The 25,588-nt window shown below is 66.3% G+C and carries 21 protein-coding genes; 11 read left to right on the forward strand and 10 right to left on the reverse strand.

Translation table 11 applies throughout. The features are described 5' to 3' along the window. Positions 1 to 96: 96 nt before the first annotated feature. The gene (locus H3H39_RS25560; RefSeq protein ID WP_182157216.1) at positions 97 to 675 is read right to left on the reverse strand and encodes a hemerythrin domain-containing protein; all 579 of its coding nucleotides are present in this window, start codon (positions 673 to 675) and stop codon (positions 97 to 99) included. Between the two features lie 388 nt (positions 676 to 1,063). After that, positions 1,064 to 1,858 (reverse strand): transporter substrate-binding domain-containing protein, encoded by a 795-nt coding sequence (locus H3H39_RS25565; protein WP_182157217.1) that lies wholly within the window; start codon positions 1,856 to 1,858, stop codon positions 1,064 to 1,066. Between the two features lie 331 nt (positions 1,859 to 2,189). On the opposite strand from H3H39_RS25565, the gene H3H39_RS25570 reads away from it, so the two are divergent. From H3H39_RS25570 to H3H39_RS28425, 6 genes are all read left to right on the forward strand, one after another. Then, complete coding sequence (locus H3H39_RS25570; RefSeq protein WP_182157218.1) at positions 2,190 to 2,933, forward strand: substrate-binding periplasmic protein; 744 nt, start codon at positions 2,190 to 2,192, stop codon at positions 2,931 to 2,933. A 116-nt stretch (positions 2,934 to 3,049) separates the two neighbouring features. After that, positions 3,050 to 5,107, forward strand: coding sequence for a S9 family peptidase (locus H3H39_RS25575; protein WP_182157219.1), 2,058 nt, complete (start codon positions 3,050 to 3,052; stop codon positions 5,105 to 5,107). Positions 5,108 to 5,326: 219 nt separating this feature from the next. Then, positions 5,327 to 6,979, forward strand: a complete 1,653-nt coding sequence (locus tag H3H39_RS25580; protein ID WP_229218292.1) for a methyl-accepting chemotaxis protein — start codon at positions 5,327 to 5,329, stop codon at positions 6,977 to 6,979. Positions 6,980 to 7,083: 104 nt separating this feature from the next. Further along, on the forward strand, positions 7,084 to 7,287 hold the full coding sequence (locus H3H39_RS25585; RefSeq protein WP_182157220.1) for a hypothetical protein: 204 nt from the start codon (positions 7,084 to 7,086) through the stop codon (positions 7,285 to 7,287). 148 nt (positions 7,288 to 7,435) lie between these two features. Continuing rightward, entirely contained in the window at positions 7,436 to 8,197 is a 762-nt protein-coding gene (locus tag H3H39_RS25590) for an NF038120 family PEP-CTERM protein (RefSeq protein ID WP_182157221.1), read from the forward strand. Between the two features lie 9 nt (positions 8,198 to 8,206). Further along, positions 8,207 to 11,362 (forward strand): S8 family peptidase, encoded by a 3,156-nt coding sequence (locus tag H3H39_RS28425; RefSeq protein WP_182157222.1) that lies wholly within the window; start codon positions 8,207 to 8,209, stop codon positions 11,360 to 11,362. 167 nt (positions 11,363 to 11,529) lie between these two features. On the opposite strand, the gene H3H39_RS25600 is transcribed toward H3H39_RS28425, so the two are convergent. The 4 genes from H3H39_RS25600 to H3H39_RS25615 form a co-directional block, all read right to left on the reverse strand. Beyond that, entirely contained in the window at positions 11,530 to 12,012 is a 483-nt protein-coding gene (locus tag H3H39_RS25600; RefSeq protein ID WP_182157223.1) for a hypothetical protein, read from the reverse strand. A gap of 55 nt (positions 12,013 to 12,067) precedes the next feature. Further along, complete coding sequence (locus H3H39_RS25605; RefSeq protein ID WP_182157224.1) at positions 12,068 to 14,746, reverse strand: bifunctional acetate--CoA ligase family protein/GNAT family N-acetyltransferase; 2,679 nt, start codon at positions 14,744 to 14,746, stop codon at positions 12,068 to 12,070. Between the two features lie 54 nt (positions 14,747 to 14,800). After that, the gene (locus H3H39_RS25610; protein WP_182157256.1) at positions 14,801 to 15,730 is read right to left on the reverse strand and encodes a histone deacetylase family protein; all 930 of its coding nucleotides are present in this window, start codon (positions 15,728 to 15,730) and stop codon (positions 14,801 to 14,803) included. A gap of 162 nt (positions 15,731 to 15,892) precedes the next feature. Then, complete coding sequence (locus H3H39_RS25615; protein ID WP_182157225.1) at positions 15,893 to 16,144, reverse strand: DUF1059 domain-containing protein; 252 nt, start codon at positions 16,142 to 16,144, stop codon at positions 15,893 to 15,895. 163 nt (positions 16,145 to 16,307) lie between these two features. Here H3H39_RS25615 and H3H39_RS25620 point away from each other — a divergent pair, with 163 nt between their 5' ends. Then, positions 16,308 to 17,120 carry a sterol desaturase family protein gene (locus tag H3H39_RS25620; protein WP_182157226.1) on the forward strand — a complete coding sequence of 271 codons (813 nt, stop codon included), beginning with the start codon at positions 16,308 to 16,310 and terminating at the stop codon, positions 17,118 to 17,120. Positions 17,121 to 17,237: 117 nt separating this feature from the next. Here H3H39_RS25620 and H3H39_RS25625 read toward each other — a convergent pair whose 3' ends face one another. Both H3H39_RS25625 and H3H39_RS25630 read right to left on the reverse strand, forming a co-directional pair. Beyond that, positions 17,238 to 18,818: an isocitrate lyase gene (locus tag H3H39_RS25625; protein ID WP_182157227.1), complete on the reverse strand. Its 1,581-nt coding sequence runs from the start codon at positions 18,816 to 18,818 to the stop codon at positions 17,238 to 17,240. A gap of 191 nt (positions 18,819 to 19,009) precedes the next feature. Continuing rightward, entirely contained in the window at positions 19,010 to 19,186 is a 177-nt protein-coding gene (locus tag H3H39_RS25630) for a hypothetical protein (protein ID WP_182157228.1), read from the reverse strand. Positions 19,187 to 19,287: 101 nt separating this feature from the next. Between H3H39_RS25630 and H3H39_RS25635 the strand changes: the two genes are divergently transcribed. Then, entirely contained in the window at positions 19,288 to 20,106 is an 819-nt protein-coding gene (locus H3H39_RS25635) for a class I SAM-dependent methyltransferase (RefSeq protein ID WP_182157257.1), read from the forward strand. A gap of 90 nt (positions 20,107 to 20,196) precedes the next feature. On the opposite strand, the gene H3H39_RS25640 is transcribed toward H3H39_RS25635, so the two are convergent. Continuing rightward, positions 20,197 to 21,873: a methyl-accepting chemotaxis protein gene (locus H3H39_RS25640; protein WP_182157229.1), complete on the reverse strand. Its 1,677-nt coding sequence runs from the start codon at positions 21,871 to 21,873 to the stop codon at positions 20,197 to 20,199. Between the two features lie 161 nt (positions 21,874 to 22,034). Next, the gene (locus H3H39_RS25645; protein ID WP_182157230.1) at positions 22,035 to 22,781 is read right to left on the reverse strand and encodes a hypothetical protein; all 747 of its coding nucleotides are present in this window, start codon (positions 22,779 to 22,781) and stop codon (positions 22,035 to 22,037) included. A gap of 137 nt (positions 22,782 to 22,918) precedes the next feature. Between H3H39_RS25645 and H3H39_RS25650 the strand changes: the two genes are divergently transcribed. The 3 genes from H3H39_RS25650 to H3H39_RS25660 are packed head-to-tail and all read left to right on the forward strand — an operon-like array spanning position 22,919 to position 25,574. Continuing rightward, the gene (locus H3H39_RS25650; protein ID WP_182157231.1) at positions 22,919 to 24,217 is read left to right on the forward strand and encodes a sensor histidine kinase; all 1,299 of its coding nucleotides are present in this window, start codon (positions 22,919 to 22,921) and stop codon (positions 24,215 to 24,217) included. Further along, positions 24,214 to 24,846: a response regulator gene (locus H3H39_RS25655; RefSeq protein ID WP_182157232.1), complete on the forward strand. Its 633-nt coding sequence runs from the start codon at positions 24,214 to 24,216 to the stop codon at positions 24,844 to 24,846. Before H3H39_RS25650 ends, H3H39_RS25655 begins: the two co-directional genes overlap by 4 nt. Then, a complete protein-coding gene (locus tag H3H39_RS25660) occupies positions 24,846 to 25,574 on the forward strand; it encodes a MipA/OmpV family protein (protein ID WP_182157233.1) in 729 nt (242 codons plus the stop codon). Before H3H39_RS25655 ends, H3H39_RS25660 begins: the two co-directional genes overlap by 1 nt. The last annotated feature ends 14 nt before the right edge of the window (positions 25,575 to 25,588 follow it).

A 25,588-nucleotide genomic window follows, 5' to 3' on the forward strand; every position in this document is an offset into this window, starting at 1 on the left:
ACGCGGCCACGATTCTAGCCCAACGGGAACAGCGGGGAAACAGGGCGCGCGCGCCGGGGCCGCCCGTGCCAGCGGCGCCCCGGGCGGTGGGGCGCTTCAGCCGGCCGGCATCAGTTGCGGCTGGCCGCCCCGGTAGCCGGGACGGGAGGACGCCGCCGGCTGGCGCCCGGCCGTGCCGTCCGTCTCGTCCTGGGTCAGGAACATGCTGCCGATTTCAAACCATTCCTCGCTGCGGATCACGCGCTGGGCCAGTGGCAGCAATTCGCGCTCTTCCTTGTCCAGGCGCTGCAGCAGGTTCTGGCAATACATGTCGATGGTGCGGCACAGGAAGGTGCTGTGCACGGCGCTGCGGCGCATGGCACGGCGCAGGCATTTGCGCACGGCCGCCAGCATGGCGCGGCCCAGCCGGCTCAGCGATTCGAGGTCGGCCAGCAGCGGGCCGGCCTCGCCGGTGGCGTTGCGCACGGCCGGCATCAGGCACGCTTCCACCTTGCGCTGGTGGCGCGCCTCGGCGAAGCGGGCCAGTTCGTCCAGCTGGGATTGCAGATAGACAGGGTCAACTTCCTGCGGCTTGCGGGACATGGTCCGCACCTGTTGCAGCAGGCGTGAAATGAAGTGGCGTTCTTTCTTTTGCTCGATTGACAGGGTCAACAGGACATAGGTTGCAGTGAGCATAGCGTTTCCCGGAATACGTCTGACGTCGGCTGCGAGGCATACGTGGATGGGGGCCGGGCCAGGTGAAAAACCATCACCTTATCGCTGTCGGGCACGCCATCAACGACTCTTTACAATTGTTCACAACTATCTGTGTGGCACAACTTGGGTAAAAACCTGCGAACTTTTTGGCCATCCTGGCGCTTGCATTGCCGGCATGTAAAACGTATTGCGGAGGCGCCAAGCCGGTGGTGGCGCGTCACAATGTTGGGGCATGAGCGAATAATTATGCGCCTGATTGATGCTGAAAAAAACTAGTTTTTCGGGCAATCCGCCAAAAAAAATGATGCTTGCCCGTGCGCGGATTAAGACGGGCTCAGCCGCTGTTGCGCGGGCGCCGCACTGGCCGTTATGGCGGCGCCACGCCGGCCGTGGCGGCCAGTTGGCGGTAGTCCGCCGACTGGCGTTGCAGGCCGATGGCGTGCCAGATCGCCTCGATGCGCCGCGGATCGCGGTCGTAGGTGCGGCGGTTGAACATCAGGTGGAAATCCAGTGCGGCATAGCGCGGTGACGCTTGCTGCACGCGGTCGCGAAAGCGGGGATCGGACTGGACCAGAAGGCTGGCCTCCGTGCCTTGCAGCACGGCCACGTCGAACAGACCGCTGACTAGCAGCCGCAGGCCGTCGTCGGCCGACTTGACCAGTTCGCGTGGCAGCAGCCCTTGGGCCCGCAAGTTGTTGCCGATCAGGTAGCCGGCCTGCACTGCCACCTCGCCGCGCGGCGCGCTCAGTTGGTGACCATTCCAACTGGCTTGGCCACCCACCCGCAAAAACACGTTGACGTTGTCCACATACAGGGCGCGGCCTGGATCGGCGCCGCCGTCGGGCAAGGTGGGGACGATGGCGAAACTGCGCCGCGCGCTGGCGTCGGCCGCCGCGATCACCCCATCCACCGCGCCCAGCCTCAGTTCCTCCATGCAACGCCGCCACGGTTTGGGCGCGTAGCGGAACTGTTCTCCCAGCGCCTGCTGCACGCGCTTGAGCAATTCGAAATTCAGGCCGGTCGCGTCGGGCATGCTCCACGGCCGCTGCGCCACGTCCTCGAAGCACAGCGTCAGCGGCGCTGGCGCGGCGTGCGCCACCTGCGCCAGCGCCGCCAGCGTCAGACTGGAAAGCCCTGCCCGTAACCACTTGCCGGTTGCCATAGTCGGTCCCCTGTGGATGCCTGTGCGGAAATGGCCAGTTAGGATGCCATCAGGTTAGCATGACTTGCCCCCGTGCTGGAACCGGCCGCCGGCCTGTGGCGCACACTTGTTGCGGCGCACCCCGGTCCTACGGCAGTGCTGTCAGTAAATAAAAAATATCTCACTAGAATAATGATGCTAATATAGCAATTTCAATGGTCCCCCACCTTTACACTGGAAGGCGGCGATAATCGACAATAGCCATTGCGACGGAGCAGTGAGTGGTGCCCCACCCATACACGCGCGAGGCGGTTCCATGCCCTGTTCGCCGATTGCGCGGCTGCGGCCGCTCTTGACGTTCCTGCCTGCCGTGCTGCTGGCGCTGGCCGGCCCGGCCGCTGCGCTGCCGCTGCGGCTGTGCCTCTTTGACCGTCCGCTGCCTCCCCTCTCCATGCCCGACGGCAGTGGCCAGGTGCAGGAATTACTGCGGCGCGCGGCCCGCACCGCGCCCATTTCCATCCATGCCGTGCCGGCCTCGCGCGCCCGCTGCCTGGCCCAGCTGCAAAGCGGCGAGGTGGACGCCATGCTGGGCGCTTTCCTGCCCGAACGGCTCGCCTACGCGGCCTACCCGATGACGGGCGACCGGGTCGACGAAAGCCAGGCCGTGGCGCAAGCCCGCTTCATGGTGTACCGCCGCCACGGCAGCATGGTGAGCTGGGATGGCCATCAATTCAGCAACCTGGGGCGCCAGCCGGTGGGCATCCAGCCCGCCTTCCTGCATGCCGACTTGCTGCGCCAGCTGGGCGTGGTGACGGACGAGGATAGCCGCAGCACGGCCGACAACCTGGACAAGCTGGCACAACACCGGGTGGCGGCCGTGGTGGCGTTGGAAGGCGAGGGCGGGCCCCTGGTCGCCAGCCGCTACCCCGGCGAGATCGAGGCGCTGCCCCAACCGTTCCATGTCACCCCTATGTACCTGGTGGTCCACCGCGCGTATTACCACCAACACCAGGAGCTGATCGACGCCTATTGGCTGTCGCTGCGACTATACCGCCTGTCCGTGGACTACCAGCAATATCTGCAGCGGCCCCGATAGTGAACGGTTTTCGCCGGGCCGGTGGTGAACTTGGTATCATGTCCGGCTCGCCGGCCACCCGCCGGCTCACTTGATGCCGGTTACCCGCCGGCTTACCTTACGTCGGAGATCAACCCATGACATTACGTCTGTTGCTGCTGGGGACCGCCTTGGCGGCCACCAGCGCACTGGCCGCGCCGCGCGGCTTCACGGTGGAAGATATGGTCAACATGGAGCGCGTGGGCGCCCCGGTGCTGGCGCCGGACGCCAGCCGCGTGGTCTACACCGTGCGCACGACCAACCTGGACAAGAACCGTGGCAACACCCAGCTGTGGATGCTGGACTTGCGTTCGGCCAAGGCCGTGCCCCAGCGCCTGACCCAGAGCGAGGCCAGCAGCACCGATCCCGAATGGTCGCCCAAGGGTGACGCTATTTACTTCCTGTCCTCCCGTTCCGGTTCGCAGCAAGTATGGCGCTTGCCGCTGGGCGGCGGCGAAGCCACGCGCGTGACGGACTTGCCGCTGGACGTGGACAATTTCCGCCTGTCGCCCCAGGGCGACCGCCTGGCGTTCAGCCTGGCTGTGTTCCGCGACTGCGCCGACCTGGCCTGTACCAAGGCAAGACTGGACGCGCAAGCCAGCAACAAGGCCAGCGGCCGCGTGTACGACCGCCTGTTCGTGCGCCACTGGGATACCTGGGGCGACGGCCGCAACGCCGTGCTGTATTCGGCGCCCATCGACGCGGCCGGCAAGGTCAGCGCCGCGCCCGTCAGCCTGAGCGGCACGCTGGATGGCGACGTGCCTTCCAAACCGTTCGGTGACCACGATGACTACCATTTCAGCCCGGACGGCCAGAGCGTGGTGTTCGCGGCCCGCATCGCCGGCCAGACGGAAGCCTGGTCGACCAACTTCGACGTCTACCTGGTGCCAGCGGCTGGCGGTACGCCGCGCAACCTGTCGGCCGACAACCCGGCCTGGGACAGCAAGCCCATCTACTCGCCCGACGGCCGCACGCTGGCCTGGCTGGCCATGGACCGGCCCGGCTTCGAGGCCGACCGCTTCCACCTGATGCTGATGGACGTGGCCTCGGGCAAGAAGCGCACCGTGGCCGGCGACTGGGACCGTTCCATCGCCGACTACCACTGGACCCCGGACGGCAAGCAACTGCTGGCCACGGCCGACGACGTGGGCCAGCACCGCCTGTTCGCCATCGACGCGGCCAGCGGCAAGGTCAGTGCATTGAGCGGCCAGGGCGCCGTGCACGGTTTCGACGTGCGCCACGACACCATCGTCATGGCGCGCGCCGACCTGGCCTCGGGTGCCCAGTTGTACCGGCAGAAGCTGGGCCCGGCGCCGGAGCAGGCCGCGCAGCTGACGTGGAACAACGCGCAGGCGCTGGCCGACGTCAAGATGGGCGAGTATGAACAGTTCTCGTTCCAGGGCGCCAATGGCGACACCGTGTATGGCTATGTGACCAAGCCCTGGAACGCCGTACCTGGCGGCAAATATCCGGTGGCCTTCCTGGTGCACGGCGGCCCTCAGGGCAGCTTCGGCAATGCCTGGGGCTACCGCTGGAATCCGCAAGTGTATGCGGGCGCCGGCTATGCCACCGTGTTCATCGACTTCCACGGTTCGACCGGCTACGGCCAGAAATTCACGGACGCCATCAGCGGCGACTGGGGCGGCAAACCGTTGCAGGACCTGAAGCTGGGGCTGGCGGCGGCGGCCCGGCGTTTCCCATGGCTGGACACCCAGCGCAGTTGCGCGCTGGGCGCCTCCTACGGCGGCTACATGATGAACTGGATCCAGGGTAACTGGTCCGACGGCTTCCGCTGCATCGTCAACCACGATGGTGTGTTCGATACCCGCGGCATGGCGTATTCGACCGAGGAAATCTGGTTCACGGAATGGGAAAACGGCGGCAGCTATTTCAACGTGCCGCAGAACCATGAGAAGTTCAACCCGGTCAGCCTGGTGGCGAACTGGAAGACGCCGATGCTGGTGGTGCAGGGCGAGCAGGACTTCCGCATCCCCACCACGCAAGGCCTGGGCACGTTCACGGCCCTGCAGCGGCGCGGCATCCCCAGCAAGCTGCTGATGTTCCCGGACGAAAACCACTGGGTGCTCAAGCCGGCCAACTCGCTGCTGTGGCACCACACGGTGCTGGACTGGCTCGATACGTACCTGAAGCACTAAGCCCGCCAATCCGGGCGCCACTCCCGACACCCCGCATGCCCGCCGGCTTGCGGGGTGTCGTCATTTGGCGCGCCACATGACCGGGCAAGGTGGTCCGGCGGGCGCGCCGCAAGTGGCTCTATCAGGCGCGGATTTTGTCGCGCAGAATGAGGCCTCCCGTCGACCCGCATCCCGTTGCCGCGGCCGATACCGTGCTCCATCCACCCATTCCGGACGCCTATGACCGCTCTGCTGACCCTGCTTGCCCGCATCAATATTGGAACGCGCCTCGCGCTGGGATTTGGCCTGGTCCTGCTGTTCGCCAGCGGCTTGCTGGCGATGGGACTGTGGCGCATGGCGCAGCTGCACGGCTCGACGCACTACATGGTGAACGACAAGGTCGGCAGCCTGAACGCGGTGACGGAAATGCGTGAGCAGGGACGTGCCATGGTGACGGTGCTGGCGCGGCTGGCGGCGCCCACGGAATTGAGCGCTGTCCCGCGCGACCAGGCGGCACTGGCGACCATCCTGGCCACGTATGCCCGCGCCGAGGCGTTGGCGCAGGCGCTGATCGCGAGCGGTGACGGTCAGGGCCTGCTGCGGCGGGCGATGGCGGAAAAGCAGCCCGTCATGCGCGTGGCCGAGATGGTGCGCAAGCTGGCGCTGGCCGGCGACGGCTACGAAGCGGGCAATATCCTGCGCGCGGAACTGACCGCGCCCCACGAGCGTTGGCTGGCCACGCTGACCGAGCTGGCCCGGCGCCAGAGCGAGGACATGGGTGTGGGCTATGCGGAACTCAATGCCCATTATCGCGACGCCATGGTTGGCATGGTCGCCATCGGCCTGCTGACGCTGGCCATGGGCGCGTACTCGGCCTGGCTCATCACCCGCACCATCGCCGTGCCCGTGCGGGGCGCGGCGCTGGCGGCCGACCGCATCGCGTCGGGTGACCTCAGTCATGCCATCGTGGCCGACACGGACGACGAAGTGGGCGCCTTGCTGGCGTCGCTCAAGACCATGCAGGGCAATTTGCGCGACACCGTGCACCGCATCCAGCAAGGCAGCCATGCCATACATGGGGTGGCACGCGACATCGCATCCGGCAACGCCGACCTGTCGCGCCGCACCGAGGCGCAGGCCGGCGCGCTGCAGCAGACGGCCGCGTCGATGGAGAAGCTGACGGCCGCCGTGCGCACCAGCGCCCTGCATTCGCGCCAGGCCAACGCGCTGGCCGTGTCGGCCGCCGCCGCCGCCCGCGAGGGCGGCAGCGTGGTGCGCGATGTGGTGGCCACCATGGGGGCGATACGGACCGGTTCGGACAAGATCGTCGAGATCACGGCCGTGATCGACGGCATCGCGTTCCAGACCAATATCCTGGCCCTGAACGCGGCGGTCGAGGCCGCCAGGGCCGGCGAGCAGGGGCGCGGCTTCGCCGTGGTGGCGGCGGAAGTGCGCAACCTGGCCCAGCGCAGCGCCGGCGCGGCCAGGCAGATCAAGGCGCTGATCGACGATGCCGTGCACCAGGCGGAACTGGGCAATGGCCTGGCCAGCCAGGCAGGCCGCGCCATGGACGATATCGTCCAGCGGGTGGGCCAGGTCGCCGGCCTGATGAGCGGTCTGGCGGGCGCCAGCGAGCAGCAGAGCGAAGGGATAGGCCAGATCAACCACGCCATTGCCGACATCGACGGCATGACCCAGCAAAACGCCGGCCTGGTCGAACAGTCAGCGGCCGCCGCCGAGCGCATGGATAGCCAGGCGGGCGTGCTGGTACGGTTGGTCGACATGTTTGCGCTGGGGGCCGACGACGCTGCGGCAACCCCGGTCCGGTCCGCCGCAGCGGCGCCCGCGCGGGCATTGAATATTTCCACAAGGGAAAAACTCGCAATATATTAGTTGGTCGTCTGTTAACGCTGCCAGGCCAGCCAAGCGGCTGGCTTTTTTTCGGGCCGCCGATGATGGTGACGCAGTTGACATGTTGACGGCATGATGATGTTGTCTTGTTGATAAAATCGCCGCCATTGCGCGATGTTGTTGCCAGCACTGTCGCACGCGGCGGGACTGGTGGTGGCCCGCTGCCATCGTCAAATTTGCGAAATAACAACAAACAAACCGACTGGATCGGCCTGGTCGCACCCATGAATGAAGCTGGTTTCATCGGTGATGCCATTTTTTCTTCTGTATTTGAAAATAAATGCAAATAATAAACGTTAAGATAATTGCACTTTAAGTTGTCCCTCTTGCTATATTTCTTGATGCTGGCGTTGCGACCCAATGCCGCCAAGCAGGGCGCCGCGACCTTGCAGGTCCGATGCAGACCATGTCCGCTCCTTAACCAAGAAGGCAAGAGAAATGAAATCTACCCCCACCCTGAAACAACTGGCTGGCGTCGTCGTCAGCGCCGTGACCCTGCTGGGCGCCGCGCCTGCCATGGCCGATACCATCAGCTTTGAAGCACATGGCCCGGACATCTTCGCCGGCGGCGACACGTTCGCCGAAGCCGGTTACACCATGCAGGTGCTCGACACCGTGGCCGGCAACGGCGGCGGCTTCGCCGGCGCCATCGCCAACGGCGCCGACCCCACCACCTGCACCGTGGCCGCCTGCCCGGTCGGCAACAACAGCATGTACTACCTGGGCCTCAACGACGGCGGCTTGAACATCCACCGCACCGACGCCTCGGCCTTCTCGCTGCATGGCCTGGACTATGCCTTCCTGGCGCCTATCGGTGGCCTGCACAACTTTTCCTACGGCCAGTTGATGCTGACGGGCACCGCGGTGGGCGGCGGCACGGTGCGCGCGACGTTCGACTTCCCCCTGCAAAACGGCGCCGGCAACTATGTGTTCGGCGGCGCGCCCCTGAACGCGGCGTTCGGCCAGACCAAATTGAGCGGCCTGAACATCAGCGCCTGCATGTTTGATAACAGCGGCAACTGCTACAACCCGGCCGACAACCAGGCCCAGTTCGCCATCGACAACCTGAACGTGAGCGCCGTGCCGGAACCGTCGGCCTACGCCATGCTGATGCTGGGCCTGGGCGGTGTGGCTTTCGCTGCGCGCCGCCGTGCCCGCCAAGCTGGTCAGTCCGCCCCAACCCTGCCAGCCCAAGCCTGAGGAGTAGCCATGAAATTACATCCTATCTCGTCCGCCGTGCTGGTGTTGCTGTCGGCCATGGCCGGCGCCGCCGTGGCCGATGACGTCCGCCATTCCTACATCGTGCAGCTGGTCGACAAGCCTGCCGCCACCTACACCGGCCAGGTCACCGGCCTGGCCGCCACCATGCCGGCCGCCGGCCAGCGCCTGAACGTGGACGCGGCTGATGTGCAGAACTACCTGAATTACCTGGACACCAAGCAGGAAAGCGTGCTGAACACCATCAGCGCCGCTGAAATCACCCACAAGTACAACGTCGTGTTCAACGGCTTCGCCGCCATGCTGACCGACGACGAAGTGCGCGCCCTGAAGAAGAACAGCGGCGTGGCCAAGATCTCGGCCGACAACATCCATCAACTCGACACCAGCTACACCCCCACCTTCCTGGGCCTGGACAAGGCCGGTGGCTTGTGGGACCAAGTGGGCGGCAAGGGCGCGGCCGGCGAGAACATGATCATCGGTATCCTGGACGGCGGCATCTGGCCGGAAAACCCCAGCTATGCGGACCGCGTCGACGAGAACGGCAACCCCAGCCATACCGGCGCGACCCGCGTGTACGACGCGCCGCCGGCCAGCTGGCACGGCAGCTGCGACACGGGTGAAGGCTTCGGCGTGCAGAACTGCAACAACAAGCTGATCGGCGCGCGCTACTTCAAGTCGCCGTCGAAGAGCTTGCACTGGACTGAATTCGATTCCGCGCGCGATTCCGTGGCCGGGCCGGAAGGCCAGGGCGGCCACGGCAGCCATACCTCCAGCACGGCCGGCGGCAACGCCAATGTGACGGCCGTCGTCGGTGGCGTACCGATGGGCAAGGTGTCGGGCATGGCGCCGCGCGCCCGCATCGCCGCCTACAAGATCTGCTGGACGGACGGCGCGACCGGCAAGAATGGCTGCTCCAACGGCGACGGGGTGGCGGGCATCGAGCAGGCCGTGCGCGATGGCGTCAACGTACTGAACTACTCGATCGGCCCTGGCGCGGGCGGCGGCAGCTTCGACGATCCGATCGAAGTGGCCTTCCTGGGCGCGGCCTCAGCCGGCGTCTTTGTGTCGGCCTCGGCCGGCAATTCCGGCCCCACCAGCACCACCCCGGCGCCCGTGTCCCACATCAGCCCGTGGCTGACCACGGTGGGCAATTCCACCCATAACCGCAGCTACATCGCCACCGTCACGCTGGGCAGCGGCGCCAAGGTGGACGGCGCCTCCAGCAATGCCATGACGCCGAGCGCGCCGATGATTTTGGCCAAGGACGCGGGTCTGGCCGGCGTCGATCCCGCCAACCCCAGCCTGCTGCGCTGCTTCGGCGGCACGGACGGCGTGCCAGCGCTGCTGGATCCAGCCAAGGTGACCGGCAAGGTGCTGGTCTGCGACCGCGGCGCCAACGTGCTGGTCAACAAGAGCGCCAACGCCAAGACGGCCGGCGCCGTGGGCGTGATCATCGCCAACGTGCCCGGTGGCGCGACCACCATCCTGAACCAGCCGCATAGCCTGTCGACCATCCACATCGTCAAGGAAGACGGCGCCATCGTGAAGAGCTACGCGGCCGCCAGCGGCGCCGCCGCCACGGCCGCGCTGGGCGACCTGCGCGCCGTGTTTGATCCGAACGTGCCGGCGCCGGTGATGAACGGCTCGTCCTCGCGCGGCCCGAACGTGGCCAACGCCAACATCCTGAAACCGGACGTGACCGCACCCGGCACGGACATCCTGGCCGCCGTCACGGCGGACCTGACCCACGCCCAGCGCGACGCCGTCGCCGCTGGCGGCGTGGCGCCGGTGACGGACTGGGCGTTCTACACGGGGACGTCGATGGCCAGCCCGCATGTGGCCGGCGTGGCCGCCCTGCTCAAGCAGCGCCATCCGGACTGGACCCCGGCCGCCATCAAGTCCGCCCTGATGACGACGGCCTACGACACCAAGTCGGACGGCCTGAACGGTTCGGTATTCTGGGATGCGACCGCCAAGACCACGGGCACGCTGCCATGGGGCCAGGGCGCCGGCCATATCGCGCCGACGCCGGCGGCCGATCCCGGCCTGGTGTATGACGCCACCGAGATCGACTACGCGCGCTTCCTGTGCGGCCTGAACGCGGGCGTGTACTCGGCCGCCACCTGCCAGGCCATCGGCACGGTGCAGCCCTACAACCTGAACCTGGCGTCGCTGACGGCGGCCAATGTGCTCGGCTCGCTGACCATGACCCGCAAGGTCACCAACGTGGGCAGCACCACCGCCACCTACACGGCGCAGGCCAATCTGCCCGGTTATACGGTGGACGTGCAGCCGGCCGTGCTGACGCTGGCCGCCGGCGCCAAGGGCAGCTTCACTGTCAAGCTGACCCGCACCAACGCCCCGATCGATACCTGGGTCTACGGTTCGCTGGTGTGGTCGGACGGCACGCACACCGTGCGCAGCCCGTTGACGGCGCGCGGCAGCGCGCTGGCCGCGCCTGGCCGCGTGAGCAGCGAGGCCGCCACCGGCAGCAAGATCCTGACGGTGGGCACCGGCTTTGCCGGCACCCTGGGCAGCGTCAAGGGTGGCCTGATTCCCGCCACCATCGACAGCCGCACCATTGGTCAGGCCGACGTGTCGGCGGACACGAACAGCCTGTGCGCCGCCGGCGGCGCGCCAGGTGTGAACGTGCACACGGTGGTGATCCCGAGCGGCGCCCTGGTGGCACGCTTCTCCACGTTCGACGCCGACACCACCGGCCATGGCCTGTCCGACCTGGACCTGGTGGTGCTCAAGGATGGCGCCGTGGTCGGCAGCAGCGGCGGCAGCAGCGCCAATGAGCAAGTGCAGCTGATCAAACCGGCCGCTGGTACCTACAGCGTGTGCGTGGTCGGTTACGCTCCCGTCGACGGTCAGGCCAACTACAGCCTGAACTCGTGGGTGGTCACGCCGGCCACCGTGGGCGGCAACTTCAAGGCATTGATGCCGAGCGCGGCCACCGTGGGCGGCACCGCCTCCGTGGGCTTGAGCTGGTCGGGTCTGGCGCTGGGCAAGCGTCACCTGGGCGCCGTGCAGTACCTGCTGAACGGCAGCTACCAGGGCACGACGATGGTGGAAGTAAACACCAACGATCCGCTGCCGCAGTTCGACAGCGCGCGTGACAAGTATGTGAACGCGAAGTAATTCGAAGCAAGGCCCGCTGTCCGGCGGGCCGCACCAGGAACGGCCGGCCCGCGCAAGCGGCCCGGCCGTTTTTTCGTATGCAGGGATGCGGGCAGGTGTTACGTCCCGATTTTGTCAGCCAATTGTCGCCACCGTGCCGCGACAATTGCGCTGATAGCGGATGGGTCTTATTGCGCCAGCGGCGGCGCGCCCACGGTGAGCGGGCGCGGCACGCAGTGGCCGGCCTGGCAAGTGGCGCCAGGGTCGCTGACGTAGGAGCAGGTGGACATCATGCGGTCGCGCAGGTCTTCGGCCCGGCGCGCCGCCGCATGTTGGGCCGCCAGTTGCTTGAGACGGCCTCCGTCGTTGTGGCGGTCGGACCAGGCGCGGTAGGCTTCCGGTCCGCCGCAGGCCTTCGCACCGATGGCGATGGTGTGGCACTGGCGTTCGCTATCGCAGCCGTTGTCGGCCAGTTCGGCCTGGATCTGGCGCATCAGCGTGGCGCTGTCGGCCGGCACGGCCGGAGCAGGCGCGGCGGCGGAGGCAGCGGCAGCAGCGGAGGCTGAGACAGCGGAAGCGGCCGGCGGCGGGCTGCCGCAGGCGGTGCCGCCCAGCGTCAGCGCGATGGCGCAGGCCAGGCGCGAGAGCAGGAGTCGGGACGAGGTATGCATGCCCCATCATCGCCCAGCGCACGCGCCGGCGCAAGTGCGGCGCGCGACGACTTTGTTACAAGCCTTTGCTGCACAGGCGGAAGTCGGGGTCGTCATCGTAGGGCTGGATATGGAAGCCCAGGCTGGCCATCAGCTTGAGCATGCCGCTGTTCTTGCTCAGCACCAGGCCGTTGATTTCCGTCAGTCCCTTGTCGCGCGCCACGTCCATGATGGCGTGCATCAGCCGCGTGCCCAGGCCCTGGCCGCTGAAGCGGTCGTCCACCACCAGCGAGAATTCGCAGCTGCTGCGGTCCGGATTGGCGATGTAGCGCGACACGCCGATGATGCGGTCGTGGACAATGAATTCACCATCCTCGCCCGGCGTGCGCACCGTGTGCACGGCCACCAGCGCCATTTCGCGGTCATAGTCGATCAGCGTGTAGCGCGCCAGCATGGGCACCGACAGTTCGCGCAGTGAGGAGGCGAAGCGGTAGTAACGCGATTTTTCGGACAGGCCACGCACGAAATCCTGCAGCATGGAGGCATCGTCCGGCTGCACCGGGCGCAGCGTGTATTGGCCGCCGCCGCGCATCGGCCAGTCCTGCGTGTAGTTGGCTGGATAAGGCAGGATGGCCAGGTGGTCGTAGCGGTGCACGGATGGCGGCGCGGCGTCGATCACGATGCGCGCGTCCACCGCCAGCGCGCCATGCTCGTCGACGATCAGCGGGTTGATGTCCATCTGGCGCAGTTGCGGCAGCTCGCACACCATTTCCGACACCCGCAGCAGCATCTGCTCGATGGCCTCGCGGTCGGCGGCCGGCGCGCCGCGCCGCTCGTCGAGCGAATCGGCCGAGCGCACCCGGCCGATCAGGCGCTGGGCCAGGAACTGGTTCAGCGGCGGCAGTTCGATGGCGCGGTCGTTGATCAGCTCTATCATGGTGCCGCCCGCGCCGAAGCTGATGGCGGGGCCGAACAGCGGATCGGTGACGACGCCGATGTACATTTCGCGGCCATTGCGCTTGCCGGCCATCTTCTGGATCGTCACGCCGTTGACGCGCGCTTCCGGCGCCAGGCGCTGTACGGTGGCCAGCATGTCGCCAAACGCATCGCGCACGGCGGCCGCGTTGACCACATTCAGCACCACGCCCTGCACGTCGGACTTATGGGTGATGTCGGGCGAATCGATCTTCAACGCCACCGGGTAGCCCAACTGGCTGGCGATCAGGATCGCCTCGTTGGCGCTGCGGGCCAGGATGGTTTGCGTGATGGGGATGTGGAACGCTGCCAGCAGCGCCTTCGATTCCATCTCCGTCAGCACCTTGCGCCGTTCGGCCAGTACGCTTTCGATCAGCAGGCGGGCGCCGTCCAGGTCCGGTTCGGCCAGTTGCGACAGCGGTGGCGGGGTCTGGTGCAGCAGTTGCTGGTTCTGGTAGAACGAGGCGATGTTGGAAAAACCGTCCACCGCCGCTTCCGGCGTGCGGAAGGTGGCCACGCCGGCCTGGTTGATGATCTCGCGCGCCTGGCCCACCTTCTCGTCGCCCATCCAGCAAGTGAGCAGCGGCTTGCCGACGGCCGCCTTGAGTTCGCCCACGGCTTGCGCCACGGCGTTGTGGTCGCCCGCCAGCTTGGGTGAGTAAATGGCCAGGATGCCGTCCACCTGGCTGTCCTGGCCGCAGGCCATGATGGCGGCCCGGTAGTGTTCCGGCCCCGCTTCCTCGGACAGGTCGAGCAGGTGGCCCAGCGCGGCGTGCGGCGGCAGCAGCGGCGTCAGCGCCTGTGCGTGCGGCGGCGACAAGGGCGCCAGTTGCAAGCCCAGTTCCGCCACCCAGTCGGCCGCCAGCACGCCGGGCCCGCCGCCATTGGTGACGATGGCCAGCCGTGGCCCCACCGGCCGGTAGCGCGAGGCCAGGCACTTGGCGGCCGCGAACAGCTGCACGAAGGATTTGACGCGCACCGCGCCCGTGCGGCGCAAGGCCGCGTCGAACACATGGTCGCTGGCCAGGATGTTGCCCGAGTGGGTCAGCGCCGCTTCCGAGGCGCCGGCCGCGTTGCCGGCCTTGAGCACCACCACCGGCTTGGTGTTGGCCGTGCCGCGCAGGGCCGACAGGAAGCGGCGCGCATTGGTCACCCCTTCCATGTAGATGACGATGCTTTCCGTGGCCTGGTCGGTGGCCAGGAAATCCAGCGTTTGCGCCAGGTCGACCGCCGTGTTGGGGCCGAGCGAGACGACGGTGGAAAAACCGACGGCGTTCTTGTCGGCCCAGTCCAGGATGGCGGAGGTGAGCGCGCCCGATTGCGACACCAGCGCCAGGCTGCCGGGCCGCGCCAGTTGGCCGGCCACGCCCGCGTTCAAGTGCAGGCGCGGACGCTGGTAGCCCAGGCAGTTGGGTCCCAGCAGGTGCAGGTCGTGCTTGCGGGCGATGGCGTGCAACTCCTTGGCCAGCGGCGGTTCCACGCCCGAGGAGATCACCAGCGCCGCCTTGCACTGGATACGGCCCGCCACTTCCAGCGCGAACGCCAGTTCCTCGTTGGGCAGGGCGATCAGGGCCAGGTCGGCGCGCGAGTGGGCCAGGTCGGCCAGGGTGCCGCTCATGTTCACGTCGAGGAAGGTGACGGGACCGGTGAAGCCGCCCTCGCGGATCTGGGCGCAGATGCTGCGGCCGTAGCTGGTCTGGGTGTCAGGCTGGTCCACCTTGCCGGCGAAGACGACGATGGCTTGTGGGGAGAACAGGGGGCTCAGGTAGTGGGTATCCATGTTGTTCTTGTTCGGGATGCGTTGGATGGGAAGGGACCATGCGGGTGACTGGGATCAGTCGTCGAGGCCGAGCAGTACTTTCACGTGGGCCGCCGCGCTGCGCGCCAGCGACGACAAATCATAGCCGCCTTCCAGGCAGGAGACGACGCGGCCTTGGGCGTGGCGGCGGGCCACGCTCATGATCTGGCGCGTCATCCACGTGTAGTCGGCTTCGACCAGGCCCAGGTTGCCCATGTCGTCGTCGCGGTGGCCGTCGAAGCCGGCCGACACGACGATCAACTGGGGCTGGAAGCGCTCCAGCGCCGGCAGCCAGAATTCAGCCACGTTGGCGCGCAGCTGCTCGCCGCCGGAGCGGGCCGGCAGCGGCACGTTGACCATATTGGGGCCGCGCGGCGTGTTGCCGCTGTACGGATACAGCTTGTCCTCGAAGATGGAGCACATCAGCACCCGCTCGTCGTGGTGCAGGATGTCCTCGCTGCCGTTGCCGTGGTGGACGTCGAAATCGATCAGGGCCACGCGCTCCAGGCCGTGCACGTTGAGCGCATGGCGGATCGCCACGGCCGCGTTGTTGAAGAAGCAGAAGCCGCCGGCGGCCGCGTACTCGGCATGGTGGCCGGGCGGGCGGATGTTGCAGAACGCGGTAGGCGCCTTGTCTCCCAGCACCAGATCGACGGCCAGCACGGCGGCGCCGGCCGCCCGCAGCGCGGCCTGGTAGCTGTGCGGATTCATGCTGGTGTCGGGATCGACCTGCACCGTGCCTTCGCGCGGCACCATGCTGGCCAGGGTGCGGATGTAGAGCGTGGAATGGGCCTGGGCCAGTTGCTTGTCGGTGGCGCGCGGCGCATCGTGGGTCTGCATGCAATCGAGCAGGCCCTTGATCAGCAGCATGTCCTGGATGGCGCCCAGCCGGGCCGGGGCTTCCGGGTGCTGGTCGCCCATGTCGTGTTTCAGGCAGTCGGGATGAGAAATATAGGCTGGCAGCATCGAGAGGGCAGGGCTACGTTGCGGGCGCACGAAGGCGCCGGGCCGCCGTGATCGTTTAACTCATGGTACACAATCCAGTGTACTGAGGTGTATCAAATGTTTCGTTGATCTAAATCAAACGCGCTGACCAGGCGGGCAGCCTTGCCAGCGCATTGCGGTTCGCTAGTGACGATGGGTGGCGGCATTACCGGTAGCGCCGGCCTGGCCCGGCATGGGCAGGTGTTCCGGCGGCGAGCCGTCCTTGAACAGCTGACGCAGTTGCTGGCGCAGTTGCGGACTGTCTTCGTGATGGTGGGCGCTGACGGCGTGCTGGACGGCGATTTCCATCAGCTCATTTTCGCTGTCGGCGGCGATGGCGACGGTGCAGTTAATGTCGCTGGGAAACTCCCGGCAATCGATGTATTTGCGTGTCATGATCTGCTCCTTGCGGCTGCGGGCGTGGCGCCCAATTCAGTATAGGCCGTGGGGGTGGGGGCGCAATGGGCCGTTGCGAGGGCGGCGGTGGCCGTATAATCGGGCTGAAGCCAGGGCGGCCGAGGTGGCGGCCAAGGGGCCGACATAGGGATGGGGGTGCTTGATGACGCTCGCGCAATGGGCCGCCGACGTGGCGTGGAAATCGCTGCCGCTGCTGGGCCTGATCCTGCTGGCCGGCCTGGCCGAACGCTGGCGGCCGGCGGAAGCCCAGCGCTGGCGAAGCCGGGCGATCAACCTCGTTTGCATGACGGTGTACGTGCTCGGTTTTGCCGTGTTGCAGCAAGGTACGGCGGCACTGACGGTGCTGGCCATCAATGGCGCCGGTGGCGGCTGGCTGGCCTTGCCGGCCGATGGCTGGCATCTGCTGCCTTCCTTCCTGGTCTACACGCTGGTGCTCGACCTGGGGGAATACGCCTTCCACCGGGCGCAACATGCCATCCCCGCGCTGTGGGCCATGCACTCGCTGCACCATAGCGACACGGCCATGAACGCCACCACCACCGACCGCCACTTCTGGCTGGAACCGGGCATCAAGATGGTGACGCTCTACCTGGCCATGGGCCTGCTGTTCAAGCCCGACCCCGTCATTGTCGGCATGTACGCCGTGTTGGGCTTGTACAACGTGGTGCCCCATATGAATGTGCGATGGGGGCTGGGGCGCGCTTCGTTCCTGATCAATACGCCGCAATTTCACCGCTTGCACCATTCGATGCTGCCGCAGCATTACGATTGCAATTTCGCCGGCCTGTTTCCCGTGTTCGATGTGCTGTTCGGTACTTACCGCCAGCCGGGCGAAGACGAGTATCCGCCCACTGGCATCGCCGGGCGCGATGTGCCGGCCGGCATGCTGGAAGTGCTGGCCTGGCCGTTGCGGCGCTGGTTGCGCCGGCCGGGCCGGGGCAACCATTACTCATGAGGAAAACTGTGTTACGTCCCCGATTTTGATGGCAGGGAAAATCGGGGACGTAACACGGTTTTTCCCGGACGAAAAAAAAGCTCGCCGGAGCGAGCTTTTCTTCACACGGGAATCAGCTTAGAACTGGTTCATCGTGTTGTCTTTACCGGCTGCCTTCAGGGCTGCTTCGCCGCTGAAGTAGTCTTTGTGGTCGTCGCCGATGTCCGAACCGGACATGTTCTGGTGCTTGACGCAGGCGATACCTTGACGGATTTCCTTGCGCTGTACGCCAGCCACGTAGCCCAGCATGCCTTGGTCGCCGAAGTATTCCTTGGCCAGGTTGTCGGTCGACAGGGCGGCCGTGTGGTAGGTCGGCAGCGTGATCAGGTGGTGGAAGATACCGGCTTCGCGGGCGGCGTCGGCCTGGAAGGTGCGGATCTTCTCGTCGGCGGTGCGGGCCAGTTCCGTTTCGTCGTACTCGACGCTCATCAGCTTGGCGCGGTCGAAGGCGGACACGTCTTTACCGGCCGCTTTCATCGCATCGTACACTTGCTGACGGAAGTTCAGGGTCCAGTTGAACGATGGGCTGTTGTTGTACACCAGCTTGGCGTTCGGGATGACCTTGCGGATTTCGCTGACCATGCCGCCGATCTGGGCGATATGTGGTTTTTCCGTTTCGATCCACAGCAGGTCGGCGCCGTTCTGCAGCGAGGTGATGCAGTCGAGCACGCAACGCTCTTCGCCGGTGCCGGCGCGGAACTGGAACAGGTTGCTTGGCAGACGCTTAGGACGCAGCAGCTTGCCTTCGCGCTTGATGACCACGTCACCGTTGCCCAGGGCGTCGGCCGACACTTCTTCGCAATCGAGGAAGGAGTTGTACTTGTCGCCCAGGTCGCCTGGCTTGTTGGTGACGGCGATTTGCTTGGTCAGGCCGGCGCCCAGCGAGTCGGTACGGGCCACGATGATACCGTTGTCCACGCCCAGTTCCAGGAAGGCGTAACGCACGGCGCGGATCTTGGCCAGGAAGTCTTCGTGTGGCACGGTGACTTTACCATCCTGGTGGCCGCATTGCTTCTCGTCCGACACCTGGTTCTCGATCTGGATGCAGCAAGCACCGGCTTCGATGAACTGCTTGGCCAGCAGGTAGGTCGCTTCAGCGTTACCGAAACCGGCGTCGATGTCGGCGATGATAGGCACCACGTGGGTCACGTGGTTGTCGATCTGCGACTGGATGGCGGCTTTTTCAGCGGCCGGGGCGGCGTCCAGCTGACGGAACAGGCCGCCCAGTTCGCGGGCATCAGCCTGGCGCAGGAAGGTGTACAGTTCGCGGATCAGGTCGGAGACGGCGGTTTTTTCGTGCATCGACTGGTCAGGCAGCGGACCGAACTCGGAACGCAGGGCGGCGACCATCCAGCCCGACAGGTACAGGTAGCGGCGATCGGTGCTGTTGAAGTGCTTCTTGATCGAAATCATCTTCTGTTGACCGATGAAACCGTGCCAGCAGCCCAGCGACTGGGTGTACTGCGATGGGTCGGCGTCATAGCGGGCCATGTCGTCGCGCATGATCTTGGCGGTGTACTTGGCGATGTCGAGACCGGTCTTGAAGCGGTTCTGGGCGCGCATACGAGCGGCGGACTCAGGATTGATCGCGTTCCATGCGCTGCCTTGCTGGTCTTTCAGGGTGGCGATGGCTTGGATGTCGTCTTGGTACTTGGACATGTGAATCTCCTAATGAATGAAGCAAAAATGAGAAAACCGTATTCCTGTCGCGTCGCGCTTGCCGCTCGTGTTCACGACATGGTGCTGCTACCGAAGCGAACTGCATGGAAGAATAATAGAACGTTTTGGGTGGAAGGCACAAGTCTTATATAAGACATATAACCCAAATAATGTCGTTTTATTTCAACGGTTTATTGGTTATTTTTCAGTATGTGGAACGTATTTTCAAAAAATGGAATGCGCGTGCCTGTTTTTTGCGCATCCATATTTTGTAATGTGGAATGCGTTTTCACGCGGAGGCTGTAAGTGCCAGCAAAGTCTGGGGCGGGTGGCGTCCACCCGCTCCCATCATCGGTGGTGGCGCGCACGGTAGGCGCCGGGCAATGGACGGGCGGTCCGATTTCTGCGAAATTGGTGCGGTATGTCAAGCCAGGAGAAACTAATGGACGACCCTCGCGCGGTGCCTGCCATGACGCCATCCGAATCCGACCGGACCTTCGCCGGTTCCATTCCCCAACTGTATGAGCAATACATGGTGCCGCTGATCTTCGCGCCGTATGCGGAAGACCTGCGGCGCCGGGTGCTGGCACGGCAGCCACGGGATGTGCTCGAAATCGCCTGCGGCACCGGCGTGGTGACGCGTCAGCTGGCGGCGGCGCTGCCTGCCGCCACGGCCATCACGGCCACCGACCTCAATCAGCCGATGCTGGACCACGCCGTCGCCCTGGGAGTGAGCCGGCCCGTCACGTGGCGGCAGGCGGACGCGCAGCAATTGCCGTTTCCCGATGCGGCGTTCGACCTCGTCGTGTGCCAGTTCGGCGCCATGTTCTTTCCCGATAAGCGCCAGGCTTATGCGCAAGCGCGCCGCGTGCTGCGGCCGGGCGGCGTGTTCATTTTCAGTGTGTGGGACCGGATCGGGGAGAACGATTTCGCCAATGTCATCAACCAGGCGTTGATCAAGGCGTTTCCGGCCGACCCGCCGCCATTCATGGCGCGCACCCCGTACGGTTATTTCGATGCCGCCCGCATCGCGCAGGAATTGCTCGCGGCGGGGTTCGCCAAAACGCCCGTGTTCGAGACGGTGGCGGCGCGCAGCCGCGCACCGTCGGCCAGGACGGCCGCCACCGCGTTTTGCCAGGGCACGCCGTGGCATGGCGAGATCGAGGCGCGCCGCAAGCCCACCGTGGCCGAGGCCACCGGCATGGCAGAAGCGGCGCTGGCCGAGCGCTTTGGGGGTGGGGAAGTGGAGGGACGGATACAGGCGCTGGTGGTCACCATTGAGAATTGAGGCGCGGCGCGGCGCGGGCGTTGGCTGCCGCGCGCTATGCGACGGGGGCGGTCCTGCCCGCCCCCATCCGTACGGATTGATCGCGCGCGGTTAGAACTCTTCCCATTCATCGTTCCCGGACGCCTGTGGTGGCACCTTGGGCGTCACCTGTGGCGTCACCCGCAGGGCGCGGGCGGGTGGCGCCGTCCGGCGCGGGGCGGCGGCGGGCCGGGCGGCGGGGAGGGCCATGGCCGACGCGCCGTCCAGCTTGAACACGCTGATGGTTTGTTCCAGGTTCAGCGCCTGATCCTGCATCGCCTGCGCCGCCGCTGCAGCCTCTTCCACCAGGGCCGCGTTTTGCTGCGTCACGTTGTCCATTTCGATGATGGCGTGGTTGATCTGTTCCAGGCCGGCCGTCTGTTCCCCGGTGGCGGCGCTGATCTCGCTCATGATGTCGGTCACGCGCTGGATGCTGCTCACCACTTCGCCCATCGTGGTGCCCGCTTCATCCACCAGCTCGCTGCCGGCGTTGACCTTGCTGACCGAGTCGTCGATCAGGGCCTTGATTTCCTTGGCGGCCGAGGCGGAACGCTGCGCCAGGTTGCGCACCTCGCTGGCGACGACCGCGAAGCCGCGCCCCTGTTCGCCGGCGCGGGCCGCTTCGACAGCCGCGTTCAGCGCCAGGATGTTGGTCTGGAAGGCGATGCCATCGATCACGCCGATAATGTCCACCACCTTCTTCGACGAGTCGTTGATCGAGCCCATGGTTTCCACCACCCGCGATACCACGGTGCCGCCCTTGACGGCCACGTTGGCGGCGGCGCTGGCCAGCTGGTTGGCCTGGCGTGCGTTGTCGGCGTTCTGCTTGACGGTGGCCGTCATTTTTTCCATCGCGGCCGCGGTTTCCGCCAGCGAGCTGGCCTGCTGTTCGGTGCGGGAAGACAAATCCAGGTTGCCCGAGGCGATCTCGGTCGACGCCGTGGCGATCGTCGCGGTGCTGCTGCGCACCGCGCTGACGATGCTGGTCAGGCTGTCGCGCATATGCTTCATCGCCAGCATCAGACTGGCGCGGTCGCCGGCCTCGGTATCGACCGGCACCGTGAGGTCGCCCGCCGCGATCCGCGTCGCCACGGCGGCGGCGTGATCCGGTTCACCACCGAGTTGCCGCATCACGTTGCGCGTCAACCAGACGCACAGGCCGGCGGCGGCCGCCAGCACCACGCCGCCCAGGATGACGCTGATGGCCAGGGACCGCTGGGTCGATTCGTTCATCTCCTGCACGGTCGCCCGCACGGCCGTTTTCTTCACCTTGATGAAATCCAGCAGCTTGCCGCGGATTTCCCGCCATATCGGCGTTTCCTCGCGATTGAGCACCTCGATGGCGGCGGCCTGATCGTCGGCCGCCAGCGCGACCGCCTTGGCCTGCACCACCGCGTGTTTCGCGCGCAAGGCGCTCACGTCCTGGAAGATCTTCTGCACTTCCGGCATGGCGTTGGTCAGCCTGGACGCGATTTGCGCCTGTTCCTCGAACGCTTTGGTGGAATTGTTGAAGTTGTCGTAGCCGGCCTTGTTTTTTGGATTCAGGACGATGTTGCGCAACGCCTGCCCCATCTGCAAGCCCTGCGCGTACATATCACTGGCGGCCGCCAGCAAGGCCTGGTCTTCGTCCATCACCCGCTCGAACTGGTTGCGGGCACTCTTCATGCCGGCGAGCGCGATGGCCAGTGCGATCACAAACAACACGCACATGAACGACATGCTCAAGATCAGCTTGTTTCTTAGTTTCATTTTCCCCTCTTTATCAACGGCCGCCTTGATGGTTGGCGCTGATCTGGGATCGCGCGCCGGTCCGACGGTGTGTTTAATTGCTTTAATTCAATTGATTTGGGGTAAATAATAATGCATTTCCGAATCTTTTGGCGCAATGCCGGCGGCAGCGCATCCGAGTACTACTCGTAAATGGTACCTACCGCCAGCAGGTGGCCGGAAATCAAGAGCTGGCCTTGTTCGGGCCAGTTGGCATAGCGGTATTGTGCCACGCGATAGGAGCCCATTGGTGGTCCTTCGAACGCAGCGCCCGGTGCGATGGCCAGCGGCGTCTCCTTGCCGGACGCATCGCGGTGGCGCACCTGCGCCGTCGTGTCGTCCGGCGCGTAGACGAATGTCACACCCGCGCAACGTTTGCCGATCAGGCGCAGCCGGTAGCCCGACGCGCGCTGCGCGCTGAGCAACTGTTCGCATGCGGCGCGCAAGTCGGCGGCGCTGTAGATGCCATCGTCCCGCTCACGGATGGAAAAACGGCCGCTGAAGTGGTAGTGTCCTTTGCGCCGGTTCAGGCGCAGCACCGCGTCCTCGTCGTAGGCCTGCTTCAGCATGGGCAGGGTGGCCCGGCCCAGCGCATCGACCGCGATGGTCTGGTTCACGCTTTCACCGGCAAGCTGCACTTGCAAACCATCCATCGGTTCGTCGGGTGTGTTGGGGCGGATCTGCATGTGGGCCTGGATCAGCGGCCGCGTGGCCAGGAACGGCGCGAAAAAGCGCGCCGCCTGGTAGGCGTGGCGATAACTGTGCCACTCGGCGTCGCGCGCCGCCGGCACCAGCACTTGCGGCGGGGTGGTGGCGTCGTCCGCCATCGCACTGGTGGGCAGGGCAAGCGCGAACAGCAGGGCGGCGATGATCGATGGTCTGGGCTGCATGGGCGCGATTCTACGGCATGGCAGCTCAGGCGTCCCATGCCGGAAGTCAGGGCCATTCCCGGCCCATGACTTCCGGCACTTTGCCGGCGCCATCGCGGCGCGTAGAATGGCGCTGACATTGTAAAAAAGACAGGTTAATGACAGCCAGCGCCCGTACTCGAACCCGCACCAGCGTCCGCATCGCCCATCACCGCTATCCCGTCGCCGCGCTGGCCGCTTGCCTGGTGTTCGGCGTCGTCGAGCTGTTGGCGCCGTGGGCCGCCGGCGCGGAGCGGGCCGACCTGCATGGGCCGCTGGGCCAGCTGGCGTACTGGTGCGCCGGCCTGTTCTCGCCGGCCGCCTCGCCGCTGCGCGCGGGGTCGGATCGGCAGCAGTTGGCGTTCCAGTTGTTCATGGCTGGCGAGGCGTCGCTGGTGCTGGTCTTTATCGGGTTGTTGTGGTGGCGCATCCGGCCTGGCCTGATGCGCTCGGCCGTGCTCGATGGCGTACTGTTGGGCGCCTTGTTCGCCACCTCGCTGGCGTTGAACTCGCTTGCCTTCCAGGTGATGGTGGCGACGGCGCTGGCGGCGCTGCTGCCGCCGCGCCGCGCGCTGGTGTGGCTGGCGGGCTTGTTCGCGCTGGGCCTGGCGATCGAGGGCTGGGCACTGTTCGATAATGGCTTGCGTCTGAACGATGGGTCGCTGCGCGCTGTCGTCGCCATGCTGGCATTCGAACACAGTCTGCTGATGCTGGGCGCGGGGCTGGCGTGGCTGGTACGCCAGGAGCGCCAGGCGCGGGCCGAGCTGGCGGCCGTCAATGCCCAATTGCGGGCCACGCAGTCGCTGCTGGCCGATACCGTGCGCTCGTCCGAACGCATGCGCATCGCGCGCGACCTGCACGACGCGGTGGGTCATCATCTGACCGCCCTCATGCTGCACCTGGACTTGGCTACCCGCCAATCGGCCGGCCAGCCGCCCGCCGCGCTGGCCACCGCCAATGAATTGACGCGATCCCTGCTGGCCGAAGTGCGCAGCGTGGTCAGCGCCGAGCGGCAGGATGGGCGCGTGAACCTGCGGCAGGCGCTGGAGTTGCTGTGCGCCGGCATCCCCAACCCCACCATCCGGCTGGCCGTGGGGCATGGCGTGGAGGCCTGTCCGCCCGCCATGGCCCATGCCTTGCTGTCCTGCGTACAGGAAGCCATCACCAACACCGTGCGCCATGCCGGCGCGATGTCGCTCACCATCGATATCCATTGCGATGCCGATGGCGTGACCGCGCGCATCGCCGATGATGGACGCGGCGCGGGCGGCGCTGCTGAAGGCAACGGCTTGTCCGGCATGCGGGAACGGTTGGCCGAATTGGGCGGCACCCTGGTGGTGGGGCGCGGCGGCAGGCCGTCGCGGCCGCCCGGCTACGCGCTGGAATTCTCGCTGCCGTTCGCAGGAGCAGGCGCATGATCCGCGTGGCGCTGGTGGACGACCAGATGCTGGTGCGCAGCGGCATACGCGGCCTGCTCGACCTGACGCCGGATATCCGGGTGGTGGCGGAAGCGGCCGACGGCGCCGAAGCGGCGGCGGTGCTGGCGCGGGTGGCGGCCGATGTGCTGCTGCTGGACGTGCGCATGCCCCATTGCGGCGGCATCGAACTGCTGCGGCGCGCGCAGGGCGGGCTGCCGCCCACCATCCTGCTGACCACTTTCGATGATGACGACGCGCTGTTCGACGGTATGCGCGCCGGCGCGCGTGGCTTCCTGCTCAAGGATATTTCGCTGGAACGGCTGGCCGACGGCATCCGCAGCGTGGCCGCCGGCGGCACCCTGTTCCGTCCCGCGCTGACGGAACGCACCCGCGCCGCCTATGAGAAGACGGCCGCGCCAGCGGCGTTGACGGTCGGGGCGCCGCTCACCAGCCGCGAGACGGAGATCCTGGCCTTGATGGCGGCCGGCTTCAACAACGCTGAGATCGCCAATGCGCTGGGGCCCAGCGAAGGCACGATCAAGAATCACGTGTCGAGCATCCTGGCCAAGCTGGGCGTGCGCGACCGCGTGCGCGCCGTGCTGCGCGGGCTGGAACTGGGCCATATCTGATGGCGCGGCGGGTCTTGACCTTGCTGGCCAGCGTGCTGGCCGCCGCCTTGCCGCCGGCGCTGGCACAAGCCGATGCCAGCCTGATGCCGGAAGGTGCGAGCGAGATGCGGGTGGGCGCCGTGTACGGCAGTGCGCCCAGCGCGCCGGGCAGCGCCACGCGCTCAGCCTTCCTGCTGCCGCAATTTTCGGCACTGTGGAGCAACGGCGTGTTCATCGACGGCCTGGCGCTGGGCCGGCAACTGTCGCCCGATCCGCTGTTGGAATATGGGCCGCTGGTCGCGCTCAACCTCGGTGCGCAGCGCGCCGATGGCGGCCGCACGGTGCAGCCCGTGCTGGGCGGCTTTGTCCGATACACGCCGCTGCGCGAACTGCAGCTGCAGGCGCAACTGGCCGCGCCGGTGGGGCGGGGCGAGGGCGGCGTCGTGCTCCACGTCAGGGCGGGTACGCGGCTGGATCTGGCGCCCCATCAATGGCTGGAAGCGGGCGTGGGGGGCGCATGGGCGGACCAGGCTTATCTGCGGACCGATTTCGGCAGCGCGCGTTTCACACCATCGGCGGGGGTGCTCGCTGTGTCCGCCGACTTGCGGTGGGGCTGGCAAATCAGCCGCAAGGTCACGTTGACGGCATCGCTGCAGGCCAGCCTCCTGCAGGGCGATGCGGCGGCCAGTCCGCGCACCCGGCAACGCACCGGGTGGGTGAACGTGCTGGGAATCAGTTACAGCTTTTGAATGCCCCTCAACAT

Origin of the sequence: Rugamonas apoptosis (genome assembly GCF_014042355.1) — a bacterium.
Classification (GTDB): Bacteria; Pseudomonadota; Gammaproteobacteria; order Burkholderiales; family Burkholderiaceae_D; genus Rugamonas; species Rugamonas apoptosis.

Bases quoted from the DNA above. Each gene is read 5' to 3' on its own strand.
- H3H39_RS25560 (WP_182157216.1), bottom strand. From the start codon at position 675: ATGCTCACTGCAACCTATGTCCTGTTGACCCTGTCAATCGAGCAAAAG.
- H3H39_RS25565 (WP_182157217.1), bottom strand. From the start codon at position 1,858: ATGGCAACCGGCAAGTGGTTACGGGCAGGGCTTTCCAGTCTGACGCTG.
- H3H39_RS25575 (WP_182157219.1), top strand. From the start codon at position 3,050: ATGACATTACGTCTGTTGCTGCTGGGGACCGCCTTGGCGGCCACCAGC.
- H3H39_RS25580 (WP_229218292.1), top strand. From the start codon at position 5,327: ATGACCGCTCTGCTGACCCTGCTTGCCCGCATCAATATTGGAACGCGC.
- H3H39_RS25590 (WP_182157221.1), top strand. From the start codon at position 7,436: ATGAAATCTACCCCCACCCTGAAACAACTGGCTGGCGTCGTCGTCAGC.
- H3H39_RS28425 (WP_182157222.1), top strand. From the start codon at position 8,207: ATGAAATTACATCCTATCTCGTCCGCCGTGCTGGTGTTGCTGTCGGCC.
- H3H39_RS25600 (WP_182157223.1), bottom strand. From the start codon at position 12,012: ATGCATACCTCGTCCCGACTCCTGCTCTCGCGCCTGGCCTGCGCCATC.
- H3H39_RS25605 (WP_182157224.1), bottom strand. From the start codon at position 14,746: ATGGATACCCACTACCTGAGCCCCCTGTTCTCCCCACAAGCCATCGTC.
- H3H39_RS25610 (WP_182157256.1), bottom strand. From the start codon at position 15,730: ATGCTGCCAGCCTATATTTCTCATCCCGACTGCCTGAAACACGACATG.
- H3H39_RS25615 (WP_182157225.1), bottom strand. From the start codon at position 16,144: ATGACACGCAAATACATCGATTGCCGGGAGTTTCCCAGCGACATTAAC.
- H3H39_RS25620 (WP_182157226.1), top strand. From the start codon at position 16,308: ATGACGCTCGCGCAATGGGCCGCCGACGTGGCGTGGAAATCGCTGCCG.
- H3H39_RS25625 (WP_182157227.1), bottom strand. From the start codon at position 18,818: ATGTCCAAGTACCAAGACGACATCCAAGCCATCGCCACCCTGAAAGAC.
- H3H39_RS25635 (WP_182157257.1), top strand. From the start codon at position 19,288: ATGACGCCATCCGAATCCGACCGGACCTTCGCCGGTTCCATTCCCCAA.
- H3H39_RS25640 (WP_182157229.1), bottom strand. From the start codon at position 21,873: ATGAAACTAAGAAACAAGCTGATCTTGAGCATGTCGTTCATGTGCGTG.
- H3H39_RS25645 (WP_182157230.1), bottom strand. From the start codon at position 22,781: ATGCAGCCCAGACCATCGATCATCGCCGCCCTGCTGTTCGCGCTTGCC.
- H3H39_RS25650 (WP_182157231.1), top strand. From the start codon at position 22,919: ATGACAGCCAGCGCCCGTACTCGAACCCGCACCAGCGTCCGCATCGCC.
- H3H39_RS25655 (WP_182157232.1), top strand. From the start codon at position 24,214: ATGATCCGCGTGGCGCTGGTGGACGACCAGATGCTGGTGCGCAGCGGC.
- H3H39_RS25660 (WP_182157233.1), top strand. From the start codon at position 24,846: ATGGCGCGGCGGGTCTTGACCTTGCTGGCCAGCGTGCTGGCCGCCGCC.